This window comes from Capnocytophaga sp. oral taxon 903, from assembly GCF_013394785.1.
GTDB lineage: Bacteria > Bacteroidota > Bacteroidia > Flavobacteriales > Flavobacteriaceae > Capnocytophaga > Capnocytophaga ochracea.
In genome coordinates this window covers 1,315,042-1,335,940 of the sequence record NZ_JABXYW010000002.1, presented here as the reverse complement: position 1 = coordinate 1,335,940, position 20,899 = coordinate 1,315,042, and the positions used below count along the sequence as shown (strand labels likewise).

The window sequence follows — 20,899 nt, the reverse complement described above, 5'->3', positions numbered from 1 at the left end:
ACCTAAACAATGGACAATATTTTAGGATACGATACAATAAAGAACTATTTGCAAGCCAGTGTGGAAGCAGGTCGCATTCCACACGCTCAATTATTTGTGGCAGGCGAAGGACAAGGCGCTCTGCCAATGGCAATCGCCTACGCAACTCTCATTCTTTCGCACGATAACCCCAAGGCAAAGGCTCAATGCGCCCAACTCGCTCACCCCGACCTTCATTTTGCTTTCCCCACAGCTATTAATGACAAGGTGAAAAAAGACCCTATTAGTGCTCTCTTTATGGACGAATGGCGCGCTTTTGTAAAAGAACAGCCTTATGGTTCCCTTTTTGATTGGCTCGTGTTCCTTGGTATAGAGAAAAAACAAGCCAACATAGGGGTAAATGAGGCTAAAGAGATTATCAATAAGTTAGCACTGAAATCATTTGAAGGTGGTTATAAGGTAATGATTATCTGGATGGCAGAGAAGATGAATGCCGAAGCCTCTAACAAGCTTCTCAAACTCCTCGAAGAACCCGCCGATAAAACGCTCTTCCTCTTAGTGGTTGAAGATGAGAATGCTTTATTAGACACTATCAAATCACGTTGCCAAATCCTGCGTTTCCCGCCCCTAAGTGAGAATGCTATTAAAGAAGCCCTCGTAGAACGTGGTTTAGCTGATGCCAAAGCGACCAAAATAGCTCTACGCGCTCAAGGAAATTTCAACAAAGCCCTCCAACTGATGAACAACAAAGAAAGCGAAGAGGCCATTTTTGAGCGTTGGTTTATTGCGTGGGTGCGCACTGCTTACCGCGCGCGTGGTAACAAAGCCTCTATACAAGGTCTCTTGCAGTGGAGTGACGAAATCAATACCGTAGGGCGGGAGGCGCAAAAACAGTTTTTGCAATACTGCGCTGAAGTATTCCGTCAGGCATTCCTACTGAACTATACCGCCTCTGGTTTGGTATATATGCAATTCGCCGATCCTACTTTCCAACTTGCCAAATTTGCCCCTTTTATTCACGGCGGTAATATCGAGGCAATACACAACCTCCTCGAAGAAGCCCAGTTACACGTGGAGCGCAACGGCAATGGCAAAGTCATTTTCACCGATTTAGCTATCAAACTCACCCGACTATTACACACTAAGCAATGAGACAATTTTCTAATTTTCTAATTTAACGTCAGTCCTATATATACAATAATAATTTACAATTGTCTTTTCATTACTATTCTGTGAAATCCAGCAACGCAGTTGCCAATTCGTGCCCATCACATTTGTCAATTATCAATTGTCAATTGAAAAACTATCTGTGTAATCCGTGAGATCTGTGCGAGACTTTTAGGTAGCTTGCTATCTATTTGTTTGATTTTTTTAAGATTTGTAAGATTTCTGTAGCGTAAGCTACACTTTTCTTACAGCAAACTGACGTTAATTCACTAATTTTCTAATTTGAAATTATGTTAACCGCAATTTCCCCCATCGATGGTCGTTATGCCGATAAAACGACCTCCCTTGTGCCTTTCTTCTCCGAAATGGCACTCATTCGTTATCGTGTGCAAGTGGAAGTAGAGTACTTTATCGCTCTATGCGAACTCCCCTTGCCTCAACTCGCTAATTTTCCTAAGGTAAAATACACCGATTTGAGGAAACTCTACCAAAATTTCACTGAAGAGGAAGCTCTAAAAGTAAAAGAAATAGAGCAAACTACCAATCACGATGTAAAAGCGGTTGAATATTTCATTAAAGAGGCTTTTGATAAATTGCAATTAGAAAAATATAAGGAGTTTATCCACTTTGGTCTCACCTCTCAGGATATCAACAATACTGCTATTCCACTTAGCATCAAGGAAGCCGTACAACAAGTGTATTTGCCTGCCTTGGAGCAATTGCTCAGCAAACTGAGAAGTTTAGTAACCCAATGGAAAGATATCCCTCTACTAGCGCGCACTCACGGTCAGCCGGCATCCCCTACACGTTTAGGCAAGGAATTCGAGGTGTTTGTCGTTCGTATGGAACAGCAGTTACAAACCCTTATAGCAGTGCCTTATGCTGCCAAGTTTGGGGGAGCTACCGGTAACTACAACGCTCATAAAGTAGCCTATCCTAATATCGATTGGAAGGCTTTCGGCACCCGCTTTGTAGAGGAAATATTAGGCTTGCACCATTCTTTCCCCACTACCCAAATTGAACATTACGACCATCTTGCATCGCTTTTCGATGCGCTCAAACGCATCAATACGATTCTCATCAATTTGAATCGCGATATTTGGACGTATATCTCTATGGATTATTTCAAACAACAGATAAAAGCAGGAGAGGTAGGCTCTTCGGCTATGCCTCATAAAGTAAACCCTATTGATTTTGAAAACTCCGAAGGTAATTTAGGTATTGCCAATGCTATTTTAGAGCATCTATCGGCAAAATTGCCTATTTCCCGCCTACAGCGCGACCTCACCGATAGCACAGTATTGCGCAATGTAGGGGTGCCTTTTGGTCATATACTCATAGCCCTACAATCTACCCTCAAAGGGCTCAATAAACTCCTTTTAAATGAGGATAAAATCCGTGAAGACTTGCAAGACCATTGGGCAGTAGTAGCCGAGGCTATCCAAACGATTTTGCGTCGTGAAGGTTATCCTAATCCGTATGAAGCCCTCAAAGCCCTCACGCGCACTAATACAGCTATCACTGCCGAGACTATCAGTAGTTTTATCGATACCTTGCAAGTAAGTGAAGATGTAAAGGCAGAACTAAAAGTCATAACGCCCGAGAACTATACGGGAGTTTAAAACAACAGCCACAATATCCAATAAAAAAGCCTACTTGAAAATTTCAAGTAGGCTTTTCTTTTTTATAAATACTTCATCTATTAAAAATCTACGGTTACCCCTAACTTCTCAGCAATAATCGCATTGATATACTCCGAAAGAGCTGGAATGCTTACGCTTTCTAATACGGTATTTGCAAAAGCATAAGTGAGTAAGGCAGAGGCTTCTTTTTTGCCTATCCCACGTGTTTGCAAATAGAACAAGGAGTCTGCGCTGAGAGAGCCTACGGTACAACCGTGCGAACACTTCACATCATCGGCGAAGATTTCGAGCTGAGGCTTGGTGTATACCGTTGCCTTATCGGAGAGAAGGATATTGTCGTTCTGCTGATAAGCATTCGTTTTCTGGGCGATTTGCTCTACCATTATCTTACCGTTGAACACATTGGTCGCTTCATCACTTACGATACTCTTATAATCTTGATGACTCTCACAGTTAGGATATGCGTGGTTCACCAACGTATAATGGTCGGTGTGTTGTATGCCTTTGAGGATACTCAACCCTTTGAGGGTAGATTCTAAATACTCGCCTTGGTGATAGAAATTGAGATTGTTGCGAGTGAGTGTCCCGCCAAACGAGAAGGTATGTACACTGGCGTGGCTATTTGCTTCTTGCGAAATATAGGTGTTATCGATAAGGGAAGCCGTCAAACGGTCGTTTTGCAATTTGTAATAATCGAGGAAAGCATCTTTGGCTACAAATACCTCGGTTACTGCATTGGTAAGGATAGCCGTAGCAGTATCTGATAAGTTTTGGTGTACTTCAATGACTTTGAGCTGTGCATTCTCACCCACTGCAATAATATTGCGCGGTTGGTAGCAAGTGGTTTCTTTTCTGTCGTTGAAATACAGCAACTGTATGGGTTTATCTACTACTTTCCCCTTGGGTACTTCTATATAGAGCCCTTCTGAGGCAAAAGCCGTATTGAGGGCTGTGAATACATCACCCTTTTCGGTATTGGCGTTGAAGTATTTTTTGATAAATACTTCTCCGCCCTTGTGTAGCGCCTCTAATAGAGGAGTAATGGTAATGCCTGCAATCTCTTTGCTCGACATTTCGGGGCAGTAATAGCCGTTTACAAATACAAGCTGATAACAATCCGCGATAGCGTACTTGTGTAATACTTCGGGTGAGAGGGCTGTTTTATTGTGAATAGGTTGCCACAAGCTGTAGTCAGTAGCTTGGAGGTTAGAGAGTGAGGTGTATTTCCACGCTTCTACTTTCTTATGTGGAAAACCTTTTTCGGCAAAGAAACTAAGGGCTTCTTTGCGAATATCTTTTAATATATCGCCTTTATGTGGGAACTGCTCAAAAGTAGCTACCCATTTGTCTTTTAAATTCATAGTCTAATTTGCTTATCCTTTCAGCCAATCATAACCTTTTGCTTCCAATTCTAAGGCGAGGTTTTTGTCGCCTGTTTTTACGATTTTACCGTCGGAAAGCACGTGTACATAATCGGGGACGATGTAGTCTAAGAGGCGTTGGTAGTGGGTGATGACAAGCACAGCGTTATCTTTGCTTTTGAGTTTATTCACCCCATTAGCTACAATGCGTAGGGCGTCGATATCAAGACCAGAGTCGGTCTCGTCTAAAATAGCAATTTTAGGTTCGAGCATTGCCATTTGGAAGATTTCGTTGCGTTTTTTCTCACCGCCAGAGAATCCTTGGTTGAGGGAGCGAGAGAGGAAATCGGGGTTGATTTCGAGCAAAGCTGCTTTTTCGCGTATTTTTTTGAGAAGTTCCGCAGCAGGCATATCGGGGAGTCCTTGTGCCTTGCGACTCTCGTTGATAGCTGTTTTGATGAAGTTGGTTACCGATATTCCAGGGATTTCTACGGGGTATTGGAACGACATAAAGATACCCTTATGAGCACGCTCTTCGGGAGCATCTTCTAACAGACTTTCGCCATTGAGGAGGATATCACCCTCTGTTACCTCAAAGTTTTCGTTACCCGCAATCACCGCCGAAAGGGTAGATTTGCCTGCTCCATTAGGTCCCATAATAGCGTGTACTTCGCCTGCTTTTATTTCCAAGTCAATTCCTTTAAGGATTTCTTTGCCGTCCACACCTGCGTGGAGATTTTTTATTATTAACATTCTTAATTGAGTTTAGTGATACTTCTCTTCTAACTATAAAGTATGACACAGCTTGTATTAGTACTCATATTTCTCAATAGTACCATCATTTCCGTCCGTCACTTTGGTAATTTTAGTAGCGTAACCTTGCGGGTTATTAGCTTCATTTTTATATTCTGTACTTAAGTATGGGCTACCTTTAGTAAGTCCTAAGCTAGGGTTGTTAGAGTCTTCTAGTTGTTGGGTTCGTTCGAATACTTTCACTACAAGATTTTTGCTATTAGTGGCTTCATAAAGCTCATAGAAGGTGTAATTTTCTAAAGGAGTGTTTGCTAACGTGATAAGTTGTATTTGCAAGTTTCTCTTGGGGTTTTTCTTCTGTAAATCATACTCATATAGATAGGTCTTTCTAAAAGAAACTACTCCGTTTGTGAGATTATCGTATACCTTCTTTATCAAGTTGCCTTCTGGGCTAAAAGTATAGATATATGTGTCGTATCCAGAATCACCCGTTGCCACCACAGTATGGGCATCTGGGTAGGTAAGATTGTAAACTACTGAAGGGATAGGGGCAAATTTACTTAGCTTCCCATCTTTGTAGTCAAAAGTAATAGACATAGAAAACTTTCCTAATTCACTTTTTTTAATTTCAGTAACTTGGTCTTGGTCATTAAAGCTAAATTCTACAACTTCTTGAGCTATACCGTCTTTATCAATATCTATTCTGGCAGGAAGCTTTTTACCTTTTAGGGGTTTAATAATCAAATGTTTGACCTCCTTTCGTTCTGATCCAGAAATTTCGTACTCTTTTGCTTCTTTAATAAAACCATCCTCTAGGGTGTAAACCATTTCGGTGGAACTATCTGCTGAATATTCTATGATGTACTTAGTGGGTAATATAACCTTTTCTTCCCAAGGGTCAGGAGCTTTGTTATTGCTATTATTGTTATTGTCATCATCACTTTTGCAGCAAGCAACTCCAATGAGAGCAAGACTTGCTAAGATTAACAGTTTTCTCATAACGATTTTTTATTAAATTAGGGAGCAAAGATAGTCTTTTTTGGTGTAACGGACAAAAAATGAGATAAAAAAGGCTCAGTATCTGCATTTAGGTCAAACACACAAAATATCTTCTGTGAACTTCTCTTCTAACTACAAAGTATGATAGAGCTTGTATTAGTACTCATATTTTTCAATAGTACTATCATATCCCATCGTCACTTCGGTAATTTTAGTAGCGTAACCTTGCGGATTATTAGCTTCATTTTTATATTCAGTTAAATATGGAGTACCTGTAGTAAGTCCTAAGCTGGGGTTGTTAGAGTCTTTTTGTACTTGGGTTAGTTTAGTTTGTTTTACTACAAGGTTTTTGCTATTAGTGGCTTCATAAAGCTCATAAAAGATGTACTTATCTAAAGGAGTGTTTGCTAACGTGACAAGTTGTATTTGCAAGTCTCTCTTGGGGTTTTTCTTCTGCAGGTCATACTCATATAGATAGGTCTCTCTAAGAAAAACTTCTCCTCCGTCATTGAGTTTATCTTTTACTTTCTTTGTCAAGTTGCCTTCTGGACTAAAAGTATAGGTTTTTCTGTCGTGTCCAGAAGCACTCGTTGCGACCACAGTATGAGCATCTGGGTAGGTAATTTTGTAAACGATTGAAGGAGAAAATTCACTTAGTTTTCCATCTTTGTAGCCAAAAGTAATAGACATAGGATGCTTTCCTATTCTACTTTTTCTAATTTCAGTAACTTGGTCTTGGTCATTGAAACTAAATTCTACAACTCCTTGAGCTATACCGTCTTTATCAATATCTATCCTGGCAGGAAGTTTCTTACCCTTTAGAGGCTTAATAATCAAATGTTTGACTTCCTTTCGCTTTGAACGATAAGTTTTAAACTCTCTTGCTTCCTTAATAAATCCGTCCTCTATGGTGTAAACCATTTCGGAGATATCATCCTTTGAACGTTCTATAATGTACTTAGTAGGCAATAATGTCTTTTCTTCCCACGGGTCAGGAGTTTTTTTATTGTTATTATTGTTATTGTCATCATCACTTTTGTGGCAAGCAACTCCAATGAGAGCAAGGCTTGCTAAAATTAACAGCTTTCTCATAACGGTTCTTTTATTAAATTAGGGAGCAAAGGTAGTCTTTTTTGACGTAACAGACAAAAAATATTTCTCCTATCTCCTCCTTATATTCGTGCCACATACGTGGTTTAGGTGTGGTACAGACACCCTATACCTATCGTAAATAACCTAATTTCTTTAAGAACCTCTCTATGGGGAAATTTAGCCCGCCCTGCTAGTGCAAGTGTTTCGTTCCTACTCTCACCATATCATCACCAAGGTACCTATGGTAATGAGTGAGACACCTACCACTGATTTAAGGGTGAAGTCCTCGTGTAGGAAGATAATAGCCAAAACAAAGGTGATGGCGATACTTAGTTTATCTACCGAAACAACTTTGGTGGTTTCACCCATTTGCAGGGCTTTGTAATAGCACAACCACGATGCCCCTGTGGCAACTCCTGAGAGGATAAGAAAGACCCAACTGCGCTGGCTTATCTGGGCAATATTATGCTGACTTTGGGTGATAAAAACCATTGCCCACGCCAGCAACACAACTACCACTGTGCGGATAGCGGTCGCTACATTAGAATTGACCCCTTCAATGCCTATTTTGGCAAGAATAGCGGTAAGAGCAGCAAAGATAGCCGAAAGTAGTGCAAAAACAAACCACATCATACGTTATTTTGTGACAAAGGTAAGTATAATTTACTAATTAGCAATTAGCAAATTATCTAATCTGCTAATTTATACACGTGGATAGCATCCGCTTGGTGGAGCGGGGTAACGGTGATATCGGTGATTTGGATTTTATCGGGCAGATTGACGATATAAGCGATGGTGTCGGCGATATCTTCGGCATATAGGGGCGTGATACCCTTATACACATTCTCGGCTTTCTGCTCATCGCCTTTGAAACGCACTTTGCTGAAATTGGTCTCTACCAACCCTGGTTTTACGGTCGTTACCTTCAGCTTCTTGTCCATTAGCTCTATGCGCATCGCATCGCTTAGGGCTCTTACGGCAAACTTGGTCGCGCAATAAATACTGCCATTGGGGTAAGCTATCTCACCCGCTACCGACCCGACGTTCACTATCGTCCCCACCTTGTCGGTGGCAATCATTAGCGGAATCACACTGTTGGCAATATAGGTAAACCCTTTGATGTTGGTGTCAATCATCTGGTCTATATCTTCTATGGCGTAAGTATAGAGGTGTTGCAATCCTATTGCCAAGCCCGCATTGTTGATGAGTATATCTATTTGTCGCCATTTTTCGGGTAAGGACTGGATATTTTTTGCAACCTCTTGGTAGTTTCTCACGTCGAAAGCTAAGGTTATAACCTTCACAACGTGTTCTTTTTCGAGTTTTGCTTTCAGTTCTACCAATACCTCAGCTCGACGAGCACAGAGAATCAAATTAACGCCCATTTGTGCCAACTTTTCGGCTACCGCTTTACCTATCCCACTACTGGCACCCGAGATAAAAGCTATTTTCCCTCTAATACGATTTGTTTCCATAGTTATTCACATATTTTATTCATTATTTCCTCTGCGGTAGGCTCGTGGTAGTTCCCATTCGTAATCAAAAGTATTCACTCAAAAGAGTCTCACTTGCCCTTTATCTCTTGAGGTCTCAAACTGCCCGCTTTTTACTTATAGTCTATCAAAATTCATTTGCAATCTATTTTCGTTTGACTCTAAAAAGACAAAGCCTCTATTTTTGCTTATTTTTTATCGAATTTCTATAGCGTGAGCTACATACACTTCCTCTTATCATTAATCATTAACCATTCATCACTAACCATTCATCATTTTTCTACCTCTTTTTCACTTTGCTCGCCACTACTTGGGAGAGAGGTTGAAGGTGAAGCCTTTCTCATTCTCATATTCAGAAACTCTACCCCTAACGAAAACGCTATTGCAAAGTACAAGTATCCCTTAGGCACAGCGCCCACCGTTTGCCCTGCCAATACCGCTTCCGATAGGTGCATACTCTCAGTAATAAGCATAAAACCAATGAGTATCAAGAACGAAAGTGCCAATATCTGAATCGAAGGATTACGGTTTACAAAGTTGCCCACAGGGTTTGCAAAAAGCATCATTATGCCCACCGAAAGCACTACCGCTGTAATCATTATATAAATCGCCCCTGTCAGCCCGCTGGTCATTCCCACCGCCGTAAGAATACTATCCATCGAGAAAATAAGGTCTATCAGCAGTATTTGTACAATAGTTCCCCCGAAAGAAGCGTGTTGTCGCCCCTTAGGGTTATCCGATTGTGTAACGTGTTCTATATGATTCACTTTCGCGTGAATTTCCTTAGTCGATTTATAGAGCAGGAAGATACCTCCCACAAGCAGTATGAGAGCCTGCCCGTTAAAATGAGCTGAAAACCACCCCCAGTCAAGACTGATAAGCGGGTCTTTCAATCTAATCAGAAACGAAATACCCAATAAAAGAGCAATGCGCAAAAACATCGCCAAGAAAAGCCCTAAGCGTGTAGCGCGCTTACGTTGATGTTCGGGCAGCTTCCCCGTAACGATAGAGATAAATATCACGTTATCAATCCCCAATACAATTTCAAGGAACGTAAGAGTAATAAGCGCCACAAAGGCATCAGCAGTAAAAAGAAAATCCATTTTATTCTTAGTTTTTAAAACGCAAAGATAAATCAAAAATTGTATATAAATACAACCCAAAGCCCAAAATAATAAAATTCTTATTCAATTATACCTCATTATAAGAAAAGTTTCCCGTCATCACACTCCCCAAAAACTGCTCCCACAAATTTGCTAATTTCCAAATTCTCTAATTTGCTAATTCTCTTTTCTATCACACTTCCCCCTAGTGCCTATGTCCTAAGGCCTATCACCTGTTCCTCTTTCTTTCGCCTCGAAACCCCGTTTTTAACATTTTTAGCCTTGTTGTATTATATTATGAATCAACTTTTTATATACCCTTTCTATACCAATCGTCCAAGATTCGTATAAGCTTCCTATAAGCTCTCTATAAGCTAATCCCACCCTCCTTACACCCTTTTTTTACCAAAACCTCTCTCAACCCTCTTCCGAACTTCTTCGATATCTTCCGAATCTCAAAGACCCTCCCCAATAAAGTCCTCAATCTCGCCTAACCTCCGTCCGACACGTCCGACCTATCAAAAAACTATTTTTATCACTACTTATTCTCTCATTTCCTAATTTTCTCATTTCCTCATTTTCTAATTTCCTAACTCCTCATCTTTCATCACATTTTTTCGTAGTTTCAAAAAAAGTCGTACCTTTGCAAAAAATTAATTACAGGTCTTGTAGTTCAACGGATAGAATAGAAGTTTCCTAAACTTTTGATCCAAGTTCGATTCTTGGCAAGACCACTTTTTTATCAAAAAACTTGGTCGGTATAAAAAAATATCGTACCTTTGTTGTTTCAAAAGGCAAATCCATCATTTTAATAACTTAAAATATCGGAATTATGAAAGACCTAAATGTATACATCGAAGAATTGCTCTACAAACACCAATGCGTGATTATCCCTAAGTTCGGAGCATTTATATCTAATAGAAAATCAGCCCAAATGGCTGAAGATAAAACGTTCGACCCTCCTAAACGAGAGCTCAGTTTCAACGCAAGCCTCACTTCTAACGACGGCTTGCTCATCAAGTATATATCCGAACAAACAGGCATTGAGTATAACTTGGTAGAAGATTACGTAAACTTAGCTGTCGAAGGGTGGAAACGCATCTTAAAGCAAGACCAAACCTTAAATCTCGAAAAAATCGGGACTCTTAGGTTAGTCGGCGAAAATCGTATCTCTTTCGAACCCGCTGACGACGTGAATTTCCTTACCGATTCTTTCGGTATGGCGCCTTTCGTACCTCACGAAGTAACCGCCTCCGATTTGAAAATAGAAGAAAATCAAATCCGTCCTACACTCGACCATTCAAGTACCGATACCGGCATTCCTAACCTTCCGCCAGAAGAAGAAGATGCCGTAGTAACTCCTACTGAAAGTCCTGTGAGCCAAGTTACAGCTCCTGTGGTAACCAATACTCCTAAAACCCACAGAGGTACTACCCCACCGCCAGCTAAGGAAAAGAAACCTGCTAAAATAATGCCGTATGTAAAATATACAGCAGTAGCCTCAGTAGGCTTAGCCTTTTTGGCTTATGGGGCTTACCTGCTCTTCGGTGAAAGAGTAGTAAACGATGGCAATAACGAACAACAGTTTGCAATTACTGACAGCTTAGTACAAGAACGTCTTAACCAAAAACTCAGCGAAGCAGCCGTGTTCACCCCGCCTATTACTATTCCTGCTATTCCTTTGCAAGTAGAAAAAGTAAAGGCTAAAAAGCCCGAACAAGTAAAACCTGAGCAAGTAAAGCCTGAACAAAAACCTACTCAGTCCACTAATCAAGCTGCCACTACGGTAGCGACAACCAAGCCCGCTAACACGCCTGTACAAGCTACTGCTACGCCTAAGCCAGCGCAAACTAGCACTGCGCCCAAACCTGCACAAACCACTACAACACCTAAGCCCGCTCAAACCAATACCTCAGGTGTAGCCTCTACCCCTGTACGTACAAATTCGGCAATGTCAGCTAAAAAATATCAAGTGATTGCAGGGGCTTTTAAGGACGAGAAAAACGCAGAAACCCGAGTGAAACAACTCCAAAAGCTGGGGTATAAAAACGCTTTCGTATTAGGAATGAACGCCAGAGGTTTGTACCAAGTAAGTTATGGCGGTTTCGATTCTATGGACGAAGCTAAACTACAACAAAAAGAAGTGCAAAACTCTAAAGAAGAGAAAAAACTCGACGGTGGCTGGATACTAACTCAACCCTAAAATAATGATGAAACTCAAGAAAAAACCTTCTGACTCACGTACTATACTCACCGACCTCGTACTCCCAGGCGAAACCAATCACCTCAACGCTCTGTTTGGAGGTGAACTCCTCGCCCGTATGGATAGAGCTGCTAGTATTGCTTCACAACGCCACTCTGGACGTTTAACCGTTACCGTATCAGTAAACCACGTGGCTTTTACTCACAGCATACGCATAGGAAGCATCGTAACGGTCGAAGCTGCCATCTCACGCGCTTTCTCTACTTCTATGGAAGTATATATCGATGTGTGGATGGAAAATATCTATGGCGAACGTACCAAAGCTACCGAGGCGATTTACTCTTTCGTAGCGGTAGACGAAAACGGTCGCCCCGTAAAAGTACCTGAGATAGAACCAGAAACCCAGCTCGAAAAAGAACGTTACAACGGTGCCCTACAACGTCGCCAACTAAGTCTTGTGCTTGCAGGTAAACTCAGTCCGCATGACGCTACCGAGCTAAAAGCTCTCTTTACTGAATTAGAAAATAGCTGATGCATTTAGTAATAGAACCGCTGTAAAAGGCGGTTTTTCTCTTAAAAACAAAGCAAAATGACCTTATCTGAAGAAAACCACTTGAAAGCTATCTTTCACCTTTATAACGAAAAGAAAGAAGAGGTGAATACCAATGCTATTGCCGAAGTGATGAACACCAAAGCTTCATCAGTAACCGATATGCTTAAAAGGTTAGCCGATAAGGGGCTCATCAACTATGTGAAATATCAAGGGGTAACACTTACTAAAAAAGGCACTCAGAAAGCTATTGCTATCATTCGCAAACACCGTCTTTGGGAAGTGTTCTTAGTCGAAAAACTCAATTTCTCTTGGGACGAAGTGCACGAAATAGCCGAAGAGTTAGAACATATACAGTCAGAAAAACTTATAGAGCGCCTCGATGCTTTCCTCGATTTTCCTAAAAAAGACCCCCACGGCGACCCGATTCCTAACAAAGAAGGCGTTTTTACCACCACTATTCAAACCCTATTAAGCGAGCTCAAACAAGGCGATAAAGGTATATGTGCAGCAGTAAAGAACACCTCTAAGGAATTTCTCGTTTATCTCAACAAAATGAATATAGCTCTTGGCGACGAAATAGAAGTACTCAGCAAAGAACCCTTCGACAACTCTATGACTCTACTGGTAAACGACAAACAAATCAACCTATCAGCAATGGTTTGCCGAAATATTTATGTCAATGGTTAGTGATTAATTGTAAATGATTAATTGCGTCCCAAACTTTGGTAAAGTTGAAATTTTACAGACAAAGGTTTTAAAAAGATGAAAAAAAACAATATAAAAAAATTAAGCCTTATTTTAGGTCTTATATTCATTATAATAATCGGTTACTGCGGTTACTGCATTTACCGCCACTATACCCGTACTCAAAAAATTAGCTTTGAAGAGAAAACTATAGAACGTAGCGATGAGAATTGCGAAGATAACTGTTTCTCTGTAAGCCTAAACTATCTATATTGTAACGGTAATAGCGAGTTCGCTAAGAATTTCAATGAAGAAATAGAGCTACAACTCTCCAATTTTCTTCTTTCCAACGACGACTCTCTACAAGTGGAAGGTATCAGTATACAAAAAGCTTTAGATAGCCTCACAAAAGATTACTATAAGCTTCACGAACATTTCCCTGAGCTCCCTGCTTTCGAGTTTATCGCTACCGATAGCATTATGTGGCAAAACAGTAAGATGCTTTCTTTAGTGTCCAACCGTTATGCTTTTACCGGTGAAGCACAACCTATACAAACCAAAGTTTTCACTCACTTTGCGTTAGATAATGGGGAAGTAATTACCAATGAAAACCTCTTTACCGATGAAGAAAAAGTAACCCAAATAGCCAAACGTTATTTTGAGAAAGCACAACAAAACGCCACCATCACTCCTTTAGATAATAAGAAGTTTGATTTTGAAGATGGAACCTTTCGTCTTCCTAACCAAATGGGTGTAGCAGCCGATGCTCTCATTTTGTTCTATGAACCTTTTGAGATAGCTCCTTATGTAGATACGCCTTTTGAAGTGAAAGTACCTATAAAAGAAATTATGCCTTACCTCACTTTTGCTGACAATAAATAACACTATGAAAGAACGATTAACAACATTACATAACGCTCTCTTACAAAAAACAGAAGTAGAAGGTCTCGCTTTTTTAGCTGAACAATTTCCTAATGAGATAGTTTTTTCAACCAGCTTTGGGTTAGAAGACCAAGCTATTACTCACCTCATTCTCGCAAACCAAATTCCTATCAGTATTTTCACCTTAGATACCGGTCGTTTGTTCAACGAAACTTACTCAGTTTGGGGAAGCACTGAACAGCGCTACAACACACATATTTTGCCTTATTATCCCAAAACACACGATATAGAAGAATATGTACACAAAAATGGCCCTTTGTCTTTTTATCGCTCAGTAGAACTGCGTAAAGAGTGCTGTCATATACGCAAAGTTGAACCCCTTAGCCGAGCACTAAAAGGCAAGAAAGTATGGGTAACAGGTTTACGTGCTGACCAAAGTAATGCTCGTAAAGACCTCCCTATACTCGAATGGGACGATACTTACCAGCTCTTTAAATACAATCCTATCCTCCATTGGACGTTTGAAGACACCAAAGCCTTTATCAAGGCACATAACATTCCTTATAATGTGCTACACGACAAAGGTTTTGTGAGCATAGGCTGTGCCCCTTGTACTCGTGCTATCAAAGAGGGTGAAGATTTTCGCGCAGGTCGTTGGTGGTGGGAAAGCAATAGTAAAAAAGAATGCGGACTACACGAACACAAATAATAACAAAGAGCTCCACTTAGCTTGCTAAGTGGAGCTCTTTGTTCTCTATAAATATTTTATTAATTAAGATTTACCCTTTGTCTTTTCGCTTCAAAAATAAGCACCGCAGCAGCAACTGATACATTCATAGAGTCGATTACGCCCTCCATTGGGATGATGATATTTTGGGTGCTATGGGTAAGCCATTCCTCTGTAAGACCTTGGTCTTCCGTACCTACTACGATAGCACTGGCTTTCTCAAACGATACTTCGTAGTAAGGTTTAGAGGCAGTAAGAGCAGCGCAATAGCTATTGATACCTTTTGCTTTGAGGAAATCAATCACTTCAGTAGTGCTTCCCGTTGCGATAGGAACAGTAAACACACACCCCACGCTCGAGCGTATAATATTAGGGTTGTACAAGTCAGTTTTAGGATTGGCAATAATCACAGCGTCTATATTAGCAGCATCAGCAGTACGAAGGAGAGCCCCTATATTCCCTGGTTTTTCAGGAGCTTCAGCTACCAAAAACAAAGGAGAATCAGTTGCAAAAGCCAGCGTGTCTAAACTGTGTTTTTTAGTCTGTATTAAGGCAATAACCCCCTCAGTAGAACTGCGATAACTAATCTTTTGGTATACTTCTTTGCTAATAGCGATAGGATTCACTTTTTGAGCTGTATAGCTAAGGAGTCTTTGCAAGTGTTCTTCTGCAAAAATCTCAGGCTGATATAGCAGTGTTTCGAGAGTGTAGCCTCCTTCAAGGGCTAAGCGTATCTCGCGGACACCTTCTACTACACATATTCCTTCTTTTTTACGTTCGCGTGATTTCTCGCTGAGGAGAACTATTTTCTTTATCAGGGGGTTTTGAGTACTGGTGATGTTCATTTTTAGGTAAGAGATAAGAAGTAAGAAAAAGCTGCCTACTCTCGTAGGCAGCTTTTGTTATCATTTATCCATAAGCACCATACATTGCATCAGCTCGGGCTTATTTTTGGTGTAGTCATCTAACCAAACTTTCAGTTCTTCTATTTCATAAGGCAACAGTCTGTCGATAGCTTTTTTAAGTTCCTTACAAAATAGGTTAGGGTCGAAACTCACTTTCGATAAAATCATTGTGGTATATTCAAACGTAGCTCGTTTCATAACTTCATCTATTTAGAATTTCACTGTACAAATGTACTTCTTTAAAATGAACTAAGCAAGTTTTTAGGTGTTAATATTGTGTTAATTTTTATAACTATTTCAGTTTCACATCGTATTCTAAATGGGCTTGCACTCCACGTTGCTGAGCGATATGTTTTACCTGCTGATAAACTTCATAAGCTTCTACACCCATCTCATTGCGCAAGTTCTCACCTCTCAGATTCGCTCCAAAACGACGGAACATTGCTTTAAAGTCCATTTCGAAAGTGGGGTAAGAAACAGTGCGATATTCTTTGAGTCCGTTGTCTTTAGCAGCGTAGGCAATAGCATCGTTTAGCGAGCCGATTTCGTCTACCAAACCATTAGCAAGAGCTTCTTTACCGCTCCATACTCTTCCTTGTGCAATGGAGTCTATTTGGGCAACCGTTTTACCACGCCCTTTGGCTACACGGTCTAAAAATACAGTATATACTTGCTCAATAGATTCGGTCATTTCTTTTTTGAATTGTTCAGTAGGTTTTTGGAATACACTATAAAACTGAGCGTTGGGATGAGTGCTTACGGTTTCGGCATTTATACCCCAGTTGGTAGCTAAGGCATTTACATTAGGAATTACCCCAAATACCCCAATAGAACCGGTGATAGTACCTGCTTCTGCAAAAATGCGGTTAGCATTGCAAGCAATATAATAGCCACCAGAAGCGGCATAGTTGCCCATAGAGACATATACCTTTTTCTTCTTTTTAGTAACTTCGATTTCTCGGTGCATCAATTCAGAGGCTAAGGCATCGCCACCAGGGGAATTGATACGAAGCACAATAGCTTTTATATCTTTATTATCAGAGGCTTTGCGCAAGGCACGGATAATGGTTTCATTACCTACGATTTCGGCGCGCCCTTCGCCTTGCATAATCTCACCATCGGCATAGATAACGGCTATTTTATTTTTGGAGTGCTTGCCCGTTGCTTTGCCTACTACGGCTTCGGCATAGTCTTCAATATTGATAAAATCAACCTTATCGATACTTTTACTACCGGTTTTATCACAGATGATTTGCTCGAATTCATCACGGAAAAGAATGCCGTCTATGAGTCCGTTGTTTTTAGCTAACTGTGCAGTACGTCCGCTTACATTGGTAGCTATTTCATTGAGTTTTTCTACGGGAATATTACGACTTTTAGCGATATCGGTAACGATGACGTTCCACATAGCAGAGAGTAATTCGGTGAGTTGCTTGCGGTTGTTATCGCTCATCTTATTGTCTAAGAAAGGTTCTACAGCGCTTTTGTATTTACCGTGGCGAATCACTTCCATTTGTACACCGCTTTTTTCTTGGAGCCCTTTGAAGAAAAGGACTTCAGAAGAGAGACCTCGGAGCGCAACACTTCCGAGCTGACTAATATACACCTTATCGGCTACGGTTTGGAGATAGTAATCGAGTTGAGAAATTTCATCGCTATAAGCTAAGACGAATTTGCCAGAAGTCTTGAAATCCTCCAAAGCCTTACGAAGTTCTTGAGCGAAAGCTAATCCGCCGATATTACCCGTACTTTTGAGGTAAATACCTTTGATACGCTTGTCGGTTTTGGCGTTCTCAATAGCTTTGAGAGTTGCATTAAGTCCGTTATAGGATTCAGAGGTATAGTCGAAATCCTTAAAGGTTATGCGTTCGCCGTAGTCTACTAATGGTTCTTCAAAAGAGAGTTCGAGTACAGAATTGTCCTTCACACTCACTTCTTCACCTTTGGCACCACCTACCACTGAGCTTATCATCACAGAGATGAAGATGAGGAAAAGAATAAAACATATCCCCATAGAGATAAAGAATCCGAGGATAGTGGCTAAGAGAGTCTTAAAAAAAGTCATATTGTTGATGTTTTAATGATTATTTTTTAGGTTTTAATTATCTCCTCCATCAGAGGAGCAAGCAGTAAAGGTTACTAATGTTACCGCAATAGCAATAAGGCTGTAAAAAGCCTTTTTCATTTCTTTTATTTGAGTTAATACAGGGGCAAAGATAGGAGAAAATTAGCAAATCAGCAAAGTTTTAATACAAAAAAAGAGCTTATCTGGAAAGTTTTGTTTTGTGAGGGCGATTTGCCAATCTTCCCTACAATGTAACTAAAGCATTTTGATTATCAAGGTAATCAACTTAGCCAAAGTTTGAAAATTCGGCTAAGTATGTATCGCAAAAGCGACTATTACTTTTCTCTTTTTACAGCTCTGAGAATTTCTCCTGTCCAGAGTACGAGGCTGGTAGCACCAATGATGATTGTCCAATCGGTGAGCTTGAGTGGGGTTACGTTGAACATCTGTCCACCAAAAGTAGTGATAAACACTTGACCGATGACAATCACCGTAGCGATAAGTATAAAACCTTGGCTCTTGCCTATATTATAAAAAGTACTCTTGCCAGTACGATAAGCTTTGGCATTGAACATATTCCAGAATTGCAAGAACACGAATATCGAGAAGAACAAGGAAAGTTCATAAGCCGATAGTCCGTTTTTGGGTGTTCCGAAGTGAAAGAAATGAGTGAAATAATCAGTGATTGAAAATTGAGTGAGACTGGTGATATCCTCATTTTTAAAGTACTGAATGAAACCAAAAAGCAACACTACAAAGAATCCTCCTACACCAAAAATGCCTTTCGTCATTGGCTTTGTAATGATATTAGCACCACGCGCACGAGGTTTATCGTTCATTACGCGGTTGCTCGGTGGTAAGGACGCTAACGCTAATGCTGCAAAGGTATCCATAATGAGGTTCACCCAGAGCATTTGGGTTACGGTAAGCGGTGACTCTACCCCTAAAAATGCCCCAATGAGCACGATGATACACGCTGCCACATTGATAGTCATCTGGAAGAGGATAAAACGCTGAATGTTTAAATAGAGTGAACGCCCCCACATTACGGCTTTACCGATACTACTGAACGAGTTGTCTAAGATAGTGATATCAGAAGCTTCTTTGGCTACTGAGGTTCCGTCGCCCATTGAAAGACCTACTTGAGCAGCTTTGAGGGCTGGTGCATCGTTGGTACCATCACCGGTTACGGCTACAACTTCACCTTTTTGTTGCAATAGGTTCACGAGGCGTGCTTTGTCGAGCGGACGCGCGCGTGAAATCACACGTAAGTCGGTAATGCGATCTAAGAGTTCGGTATCGCTCATTGCGGCAAATTCTACGCCGGTGATTTGGTTACGCTCGGTGCAAGTATCGTCCCACAAATGTATTTGGCGGGCGATTTCGCGAGCGGTACCTGGTGTATCACCGGTTACAATCTTCACCTGAATGCCTGCGTGCAAACACTCTTCAATAGAAGCAGGTACATCAGGGCGTACGGGGTCAGAAATAGCGGTAATACCTATAAAATTTAAGCCATTTATCACTAACTTACCATTTTCGGATATTACCGTATTCGGGTCGTCGATTACTTTATATGCAAAACCGATAGTGCGCATCGCTTGGTTTTGGTATTGTAATAGTTTTGCCTCGAAATCGGCTTGAGGAATATCGGAAAGGAATTTACCACCTTCGTAGCAAAAAGTCATCACGATTTCGGGAGCTCCTTTCACGTACAATACCGGTTTGCCCAAGGCAGGTGATTGCACCAAAGTAGCCATATACTTGCGTTCGGTAGAAAAAGTGAGTTGGTTAAGCACTTCACTCCCTTCGCGTATGGGCAAGTAGTTGGTTCTTTTGCCATAGAGCCACAATAGGAGTGCTCCTTCGGTAGGATTCCCCAGCACGTTTGGTTTTTCTTTATCAGTAAAATCGAGGTAAGCCGTAGAGTTCACTGCCATCGATTCGGCAATGAGTTTTTCACCTAATTGTTCATCTGTAAAACGATTGAAATAAGTTTCGTAGATAGTCATTTGGTTTTGGGTGAGTGTACCCGTTTTATCGGTACAAATCACGGTAGTAGCGCCCATCGTCTCACAAGCGTGCATCTTGCGCACGAGGTTATTGGTAGCCATCATACTGCGCATACTATAAGCCAAACTGAGGGTAACACTCATCGGTAAGCCTTCGGGTACCGCAACTACCACTACGGTAATAGCAATCATCGCTGTATTGAGAAGATAGTGACCAAAATCAATCCAATCGATTTGGTTTATGTTATGAGCAGGAAGCGTAAAATATAGGATAAGGCGACCTACAATCACCAAAATTGCAATGGCGTAACTGATTTTGGTAATCATTCCTGCGAGTTTATCCAACTGTTCGTTGAGAGGAGTTTTCACTGTGTTGTCTATCTGAACCCCCTCGAACACTTTGCCGTATTCGGTAGCATCGCCGACCTTTTTCACTTCAAAAATACCGTGACCATCGGATACCGAAGTACCGCGACAAACGTAGTTAGAAGGGTAAGTAGCTTCTGCCTCAAAATCGGCTGGATTGGTGGTTTTGTGTACCAAAGGTTCTCCGGTAAGGGTAGACTCGTTGATATGCATTGATACGGCTTCGAGGAGCTCGCCATCGGCGGGTACTTCTTCACCGGTTTCCAAAATCACTATATCGCCTACTACAATATCCTTTTTGAGCACTTGTGTAATGTGTTCGTTGCGAATGACTTTGTAGTAAATCTCGTCGTTTACCTGATTGAGAATCTCGAATTGTTTATTGGCTTTATGTTCAAAATAGAAAGCGACACCTGTAGCCAAAAGTACAGCAAAGAGAATCCCTATGGGCTCTAAGAAAGCATCGAAACCTTCATTATGCACCACATACTCATAAGTAGATACTCCAAAAGAGAAGACGAGGGCAACGAGAAGAATGATGATAATGGGGTCGGTGAACTTTTCTAAGAATTGTTTCCAAAGCGGTTCGCCCTCTACTGATGAGAGGGAGTTTTCGCCGTGTTTGGCACGACTTTCAAGGACTTGTGCATCGGTAAGACCTTTGTAATGGTGTTTATCTGCCATAGCTTTTTGAGTAATTAAAATGCAAAGATAGTTATAATTAGCAAATTAGAAAATTATAAAATGAGAGAATTAGAAAATGAGAGAATTTGGAAATGAGGAAATGAGGTGCGAGGTTGAGTTAGAGGAATGAGGCTGTGCCTCAGAAATTAAACAAATTTTAAACAAAATCAAGGCTGCGCCTTGTGAAATGGGGAGAGAGGTTCGTCGGAGTTTTTAGAGAATCTTAGA

At 40.9% G+C, this 20,899-nt stretch carries 18 protein-coding genes and 1 tRNA gene; 8 read left to right on the top strand and 11 right to left on the bottom strand.

The features are described from left to right. Positions 1-9 precede the first annotated feature (9 nt). On the top strand, positions 10-1,131 hold the full coding sequence (locus HW279_RS05605) for an ATP-binding protein (RefSeq protein WP_178958266.1): 1,122 nt from the start codon (positions 10-12) through the stop codon (positions 1,129-1,131). A 305-nt stretch (positions 1,132-1,436) separates the two neighbouring features. Continuing rightward, positions 1,437-2,768, top strand: a complete 1,332-nt coding sequence (gene purB / locus HW279_RS05600) for an adenylosuccinate lyase (protein WP_178958265.1) — start codon at positions 1,437-1,439, stop codon at positions 2,766-2,768. An 80-nt stretch (positions 2,769-2,848) separates the two neighbouring features. Here purB and sufD read toward each other — a convergent pair whose 3' ends face one another. The 7 genes from sufD to HW279_RS05565 all read right to left on the bottom strand — a co-directional run bounded on the left by sufD (position 2,849) and on the right by HW279_RS05565 (position 9,590). Further along, on the bottom strand, positions 2,849-4,150 hold the full coding sequence (gene sufD / locus HW279_RS05595; protein WP_178958264.1) for a Fe-S cluster assembly protein SufD: 1,302 nt from the start codon (positions 4,148-4,150) through the stop codon (positions 2,849-2,851). Positions 4,151-4,162: 12 nt separating this feature from the next. After that, on the bottom strand, positions 4,163-4,903 hold the full coding sequence (sufC, locus tag HW279_RS05590; RefSeq protein ID WP_178958263.1) for a Fe-S cluster assembly ATPase SufC: 741 nt from the start codon (positions 4,901-4,903) through the stop codon (positions 4,163-4,165). 57 nt (positions 4,904-4,960) lie between these two features. Next, entirely contained in the window at positions 4,961-5,902 is a 942-nt protein-coding gene (locus HW279_RS05585) for a hypothetical protein (RefSeq protein ID WP_015782397.1), read from the bottom strand. Positions 5,903-6,058: 156 nt separating this feature from the next. Next, positions 6,059-6,994, bottom strand: a complete 936-nt coding sequence (locus tag HW279_RS05580; protein ID WP_178958262.1) for a hypothetical protein — start codon at positions 6,992-6,994, stop codon at positions 6,059-6,061. 216 nt (positions 6,995-7,210) lie between these two features. Beyond that, positions 7,211-7,627 carry an EamA family transporter gene (locus tag HW279_RS05575; RefSeq protein ID WP_178958261.1) on the bottom strand — a complete coding sequence of 139 codons (417 nt, stop codon included), beginning with the start codon at positions 7,625-7,627 and terminating at the stop codon, positions 7,211-7,213. Positions 7,628-7,683: 56 nt separating this feature from the next. Beyond that, positions 7,684-8,469, bottom strand: a complete 786-nt coding sequence (locus HW279_RS05570; protein WP_178958260.1) for an SDR family NAD(P)-dependent oxidoreductase — start codon at positions 8,467-8,469, stop codon at positions 7,684-7,686. 290 nt (positions 8,470-8,759) lie between these two features. Continuing rightward, positions 8,760-9,590: a TerC family protein gene (locus HW279_RS05565; RefSeq protein WP_178958259.1), complete on the bottom strand. Its 831-nt coding sequence runs from the start codon at positions 9,588-9,590 to the stop codon at positions 8,760-8,762. A gap of 662 nt (positions 9,591-10,252) precedes the next feature. On the opposite strand from HW279_RS05565, the gene HW279_RS05560 reads away from it, so the two are divergent. The 6 genes from HW279_RS05560 to HW279_RS05535 all read left to right on the top strand — a co-directional run bounded on the left by HW279_RS05560 (position 10,253) and on the right by HW279_RS05535 (position 14,621). Continuing rightward, positions 10,253-10,324 (top strand) — tRNA-Arg (locus HW279_RS05560). Between the two features lie 98 nt (positions 10,325-10,422). Then, on the top strand, positions 10,423-11,793 hold the full coding sequence (locus HW279_RS05555; RefSeq protein ID WP_178958258.1) for an SPOR domain-containing protein: 1,371 nt from the start codon (positions 10,423-10,425) through the stop codon (positions 11,791-11,793). Positions 11,794-11,797: 4 nt separating this feature from the next. Beyond that, positions 11,798-12,325, top strand: coding sequence for an acyl-CoA thioesterase (locus tag HW279_RS05550; protein ID WP_002675152.1), 528 nt, complete (start codon positions 11,798-11,800; stop codon positions 12,323-12,325). A 57-nt stretch (positions 12,326-12,382) separates the two neighbouring features. Then, a complete protein-coding gene (locus HW279_RS05545) occupies positions 12,383-13,033 on the top strand; it encodes a metal-dependent transcriptional regulator (protein WP_009410558.1) in 651 nt (216 codons plus the stop codon). Between the two features lie 75 nt (positions 13,034-13,108). Further along, complete coding sequence (locus HW279_RS05540) at positions 13,109-13,912, top strand: DUF3298 and DUF4163 domain-containing protein (RefSeq protein WP_178958257.1); 804 nt, start codon at positions 13,109-13,111, stop codon at positions 13,910-13,912. A 4-nt stretch (positions 13,913-13,916) separates the two neighbouring features. After that, entirely contained in the window at positions 13,917-14,621 is a 705-nt protein-coding gene (locus tag HW279_RS05535) for a phosphoadenylyl-sulfate reductase (RefSeq protein WP_178958256.1), read from the top strand. 59 nt (positions 14,622-14,680) lie between these two features. Here HW279_RS05535 and HW279_RS05530 read toward each other — a convergent pair whose 3' ends face one another. The 4 genes from HW279_RS05530 to HW279_RS05515 all read right to left on the bottom strand — a co-directional run bounded on the left by HW279_RS05530 (position 14,681) and on the right by HW279_RS05515 (position 20,671). Further along, positions 14,681-15,484, bottom strand: coding sequence for a TrmH family RNA methyltransferase (locus HW279_RS05530; protein WP_178958255.1), 804 nt, complete (start codon positions 15,482-15,484; stop codon positions 14,681-14,683). Positions 15,485-15,544: 60 nt separating this feature from the next. Then, positions 15,545-15,742, bottom strand: coding sequence for a hypothetical protein (locus HW279_RS05525; protein WP_002675145.1), 198 nt, complete (start codon positions 15,740-15,742; stop codon positions 15,545-15,547). Between the two features lie 94 nt (positions 15,743-15,836). Beyond that, complete coding sequence (gene sppA / locus HW279_RS05520; RefSeq protein WP_178958254.1) at positions 15,837-17,609, bottom strand: signal peptide peptidase SppA; 1,773 nt, start codon at positions 17,607-17,609, stop codon at positions 15,837-15,839. Between the two features lie 335 nt (positions 17,610-17,944). Next, entirely contained in the window at positions 17,945-20,671 is a 2,727-nt protein-coding gene (locus HW279_RS05515; protein ID WP_178958253.1) for a calcium-translocating P-type ATPase, PMCA-type, read from the bottom strand. Positions 20,672-20,899 lie beyond the last annotated feature (228 nt).

Coding starts and splice junctions, on each gene's coding strand:
- HW279_RS05605 (WP_178958266.1), top strand. CDS start 10: ATGGACAATATTTTAGGATACGATACAATAAAGAACTATTTGCAAGCC.
- purB (WP_178958265.1), top strand. CDS start 1,437: ATGTTAACCGCAATTTCCCCCATCGATGGTCGTTATGCCGATAAAACG.
- sufD (WP_178958264.1), bottom strand. CDS start 4,150: ATGAATTTAAAAGACAAATGGGTAGCTACTTTTGAGCAGTTCCCACAT.
- sufC (WP_178958263.1), bottom strand. CDS start 4,903: ATGTTAATAATAAAAAATCTCCACGCAGGTGTGGACGGCAAAGAAATC.
- HW279_RS05585 (WP_015782397.1), bottom strand. CDS start 5,902: ATGAGAAAACTGTTAATCTTAGCAAGTCTTGCTCTCATTGGAGTTGCT.
- HW279_RS05580 (WP_178958262.1), bottom strand. CDS start 6,994: ATGAGAAAGCTGTTAATTTTAGCAAGCCTTGCTCTCATTGGAGTTGCT.
- HW279_RS05575 (WP_178958261.1), bottom strand. CDS start 7,627: ATGATGTGGTTTGTTTTTGCACTACTTTCGGCTATCTTTGCTGCTCTT.
- HW279_RS05570 (WP_178958260.1), bottom strand. CDS start 8,469: ATGGAAACAAATCGTATTAGAGGGAAAATAGCTTTTATCTCGGGTGCC.
- HW279_RS05565 (WP_178958259.1), bottom strand. CDS start 9,590: ATGGATTTTCTTTTTACTGCTGATGCCTTTGTGGCGCTTATTACTCTT.
- HW279_RS05555 (WP_178958258.1), top strand. CDS start 10,423: ATGAAAGACCTAAATGTATACATCGAAGAATTGCTCTACAAACACCAA.
- HW279_RS05550 (WP_002675152.1), top strand. CDS start 11,798: ATGATGAAACTCAAGAAAAAACCTTCTGACTCACGTACTATACTCACC.
- HW279_RS05545 (WP_009410558.1), top strand. CDS start 12,383: ATGACCTTATCTGAAGAAAACCACTTGAAAGCTATCTTTCACCTTTAT.
- HW279_RS05540 (WP_178958257.1), top strand. CDS start 13,109: ATGAAAAAAAACAATATAAAAAAATTAAGCCTTATTTTAGGTCTTATA.
- HW279_RS05535 (WP_178958256.1), top strand. CDS start 13,917: ATGAAAGAACGATTAACAACATTACATAACGCTCTCTTACAAAAAACA.
- HW279_RS05530 (WP_178958255.1), bottom strand. CDS start 15,484: ATGAACATCACCAGTACTCAAAACCCCCTGATAAAGAAAATAGTTCTC.
- HW279_RS05525 (WP_002675145.1), bottom strand. CDS start 15,742: ATGAAACGAGCTACGTTTGAATATACCACAATGATTTTATCGAAAGTG.
- sppA (WP_178958254.1), bottom strand. CDS start 17,609: ATGACTTTTTTTAAGACTCTCTTAGCCACTATCCTCGGATTCTTTATC.
- HW279_RS05515 (WP_178958253.1), bottom strand. CDS start 20,671: ATGGCAGATAAACACCATTACAAAGGTCTTACCGATGCACAAGTCCTT.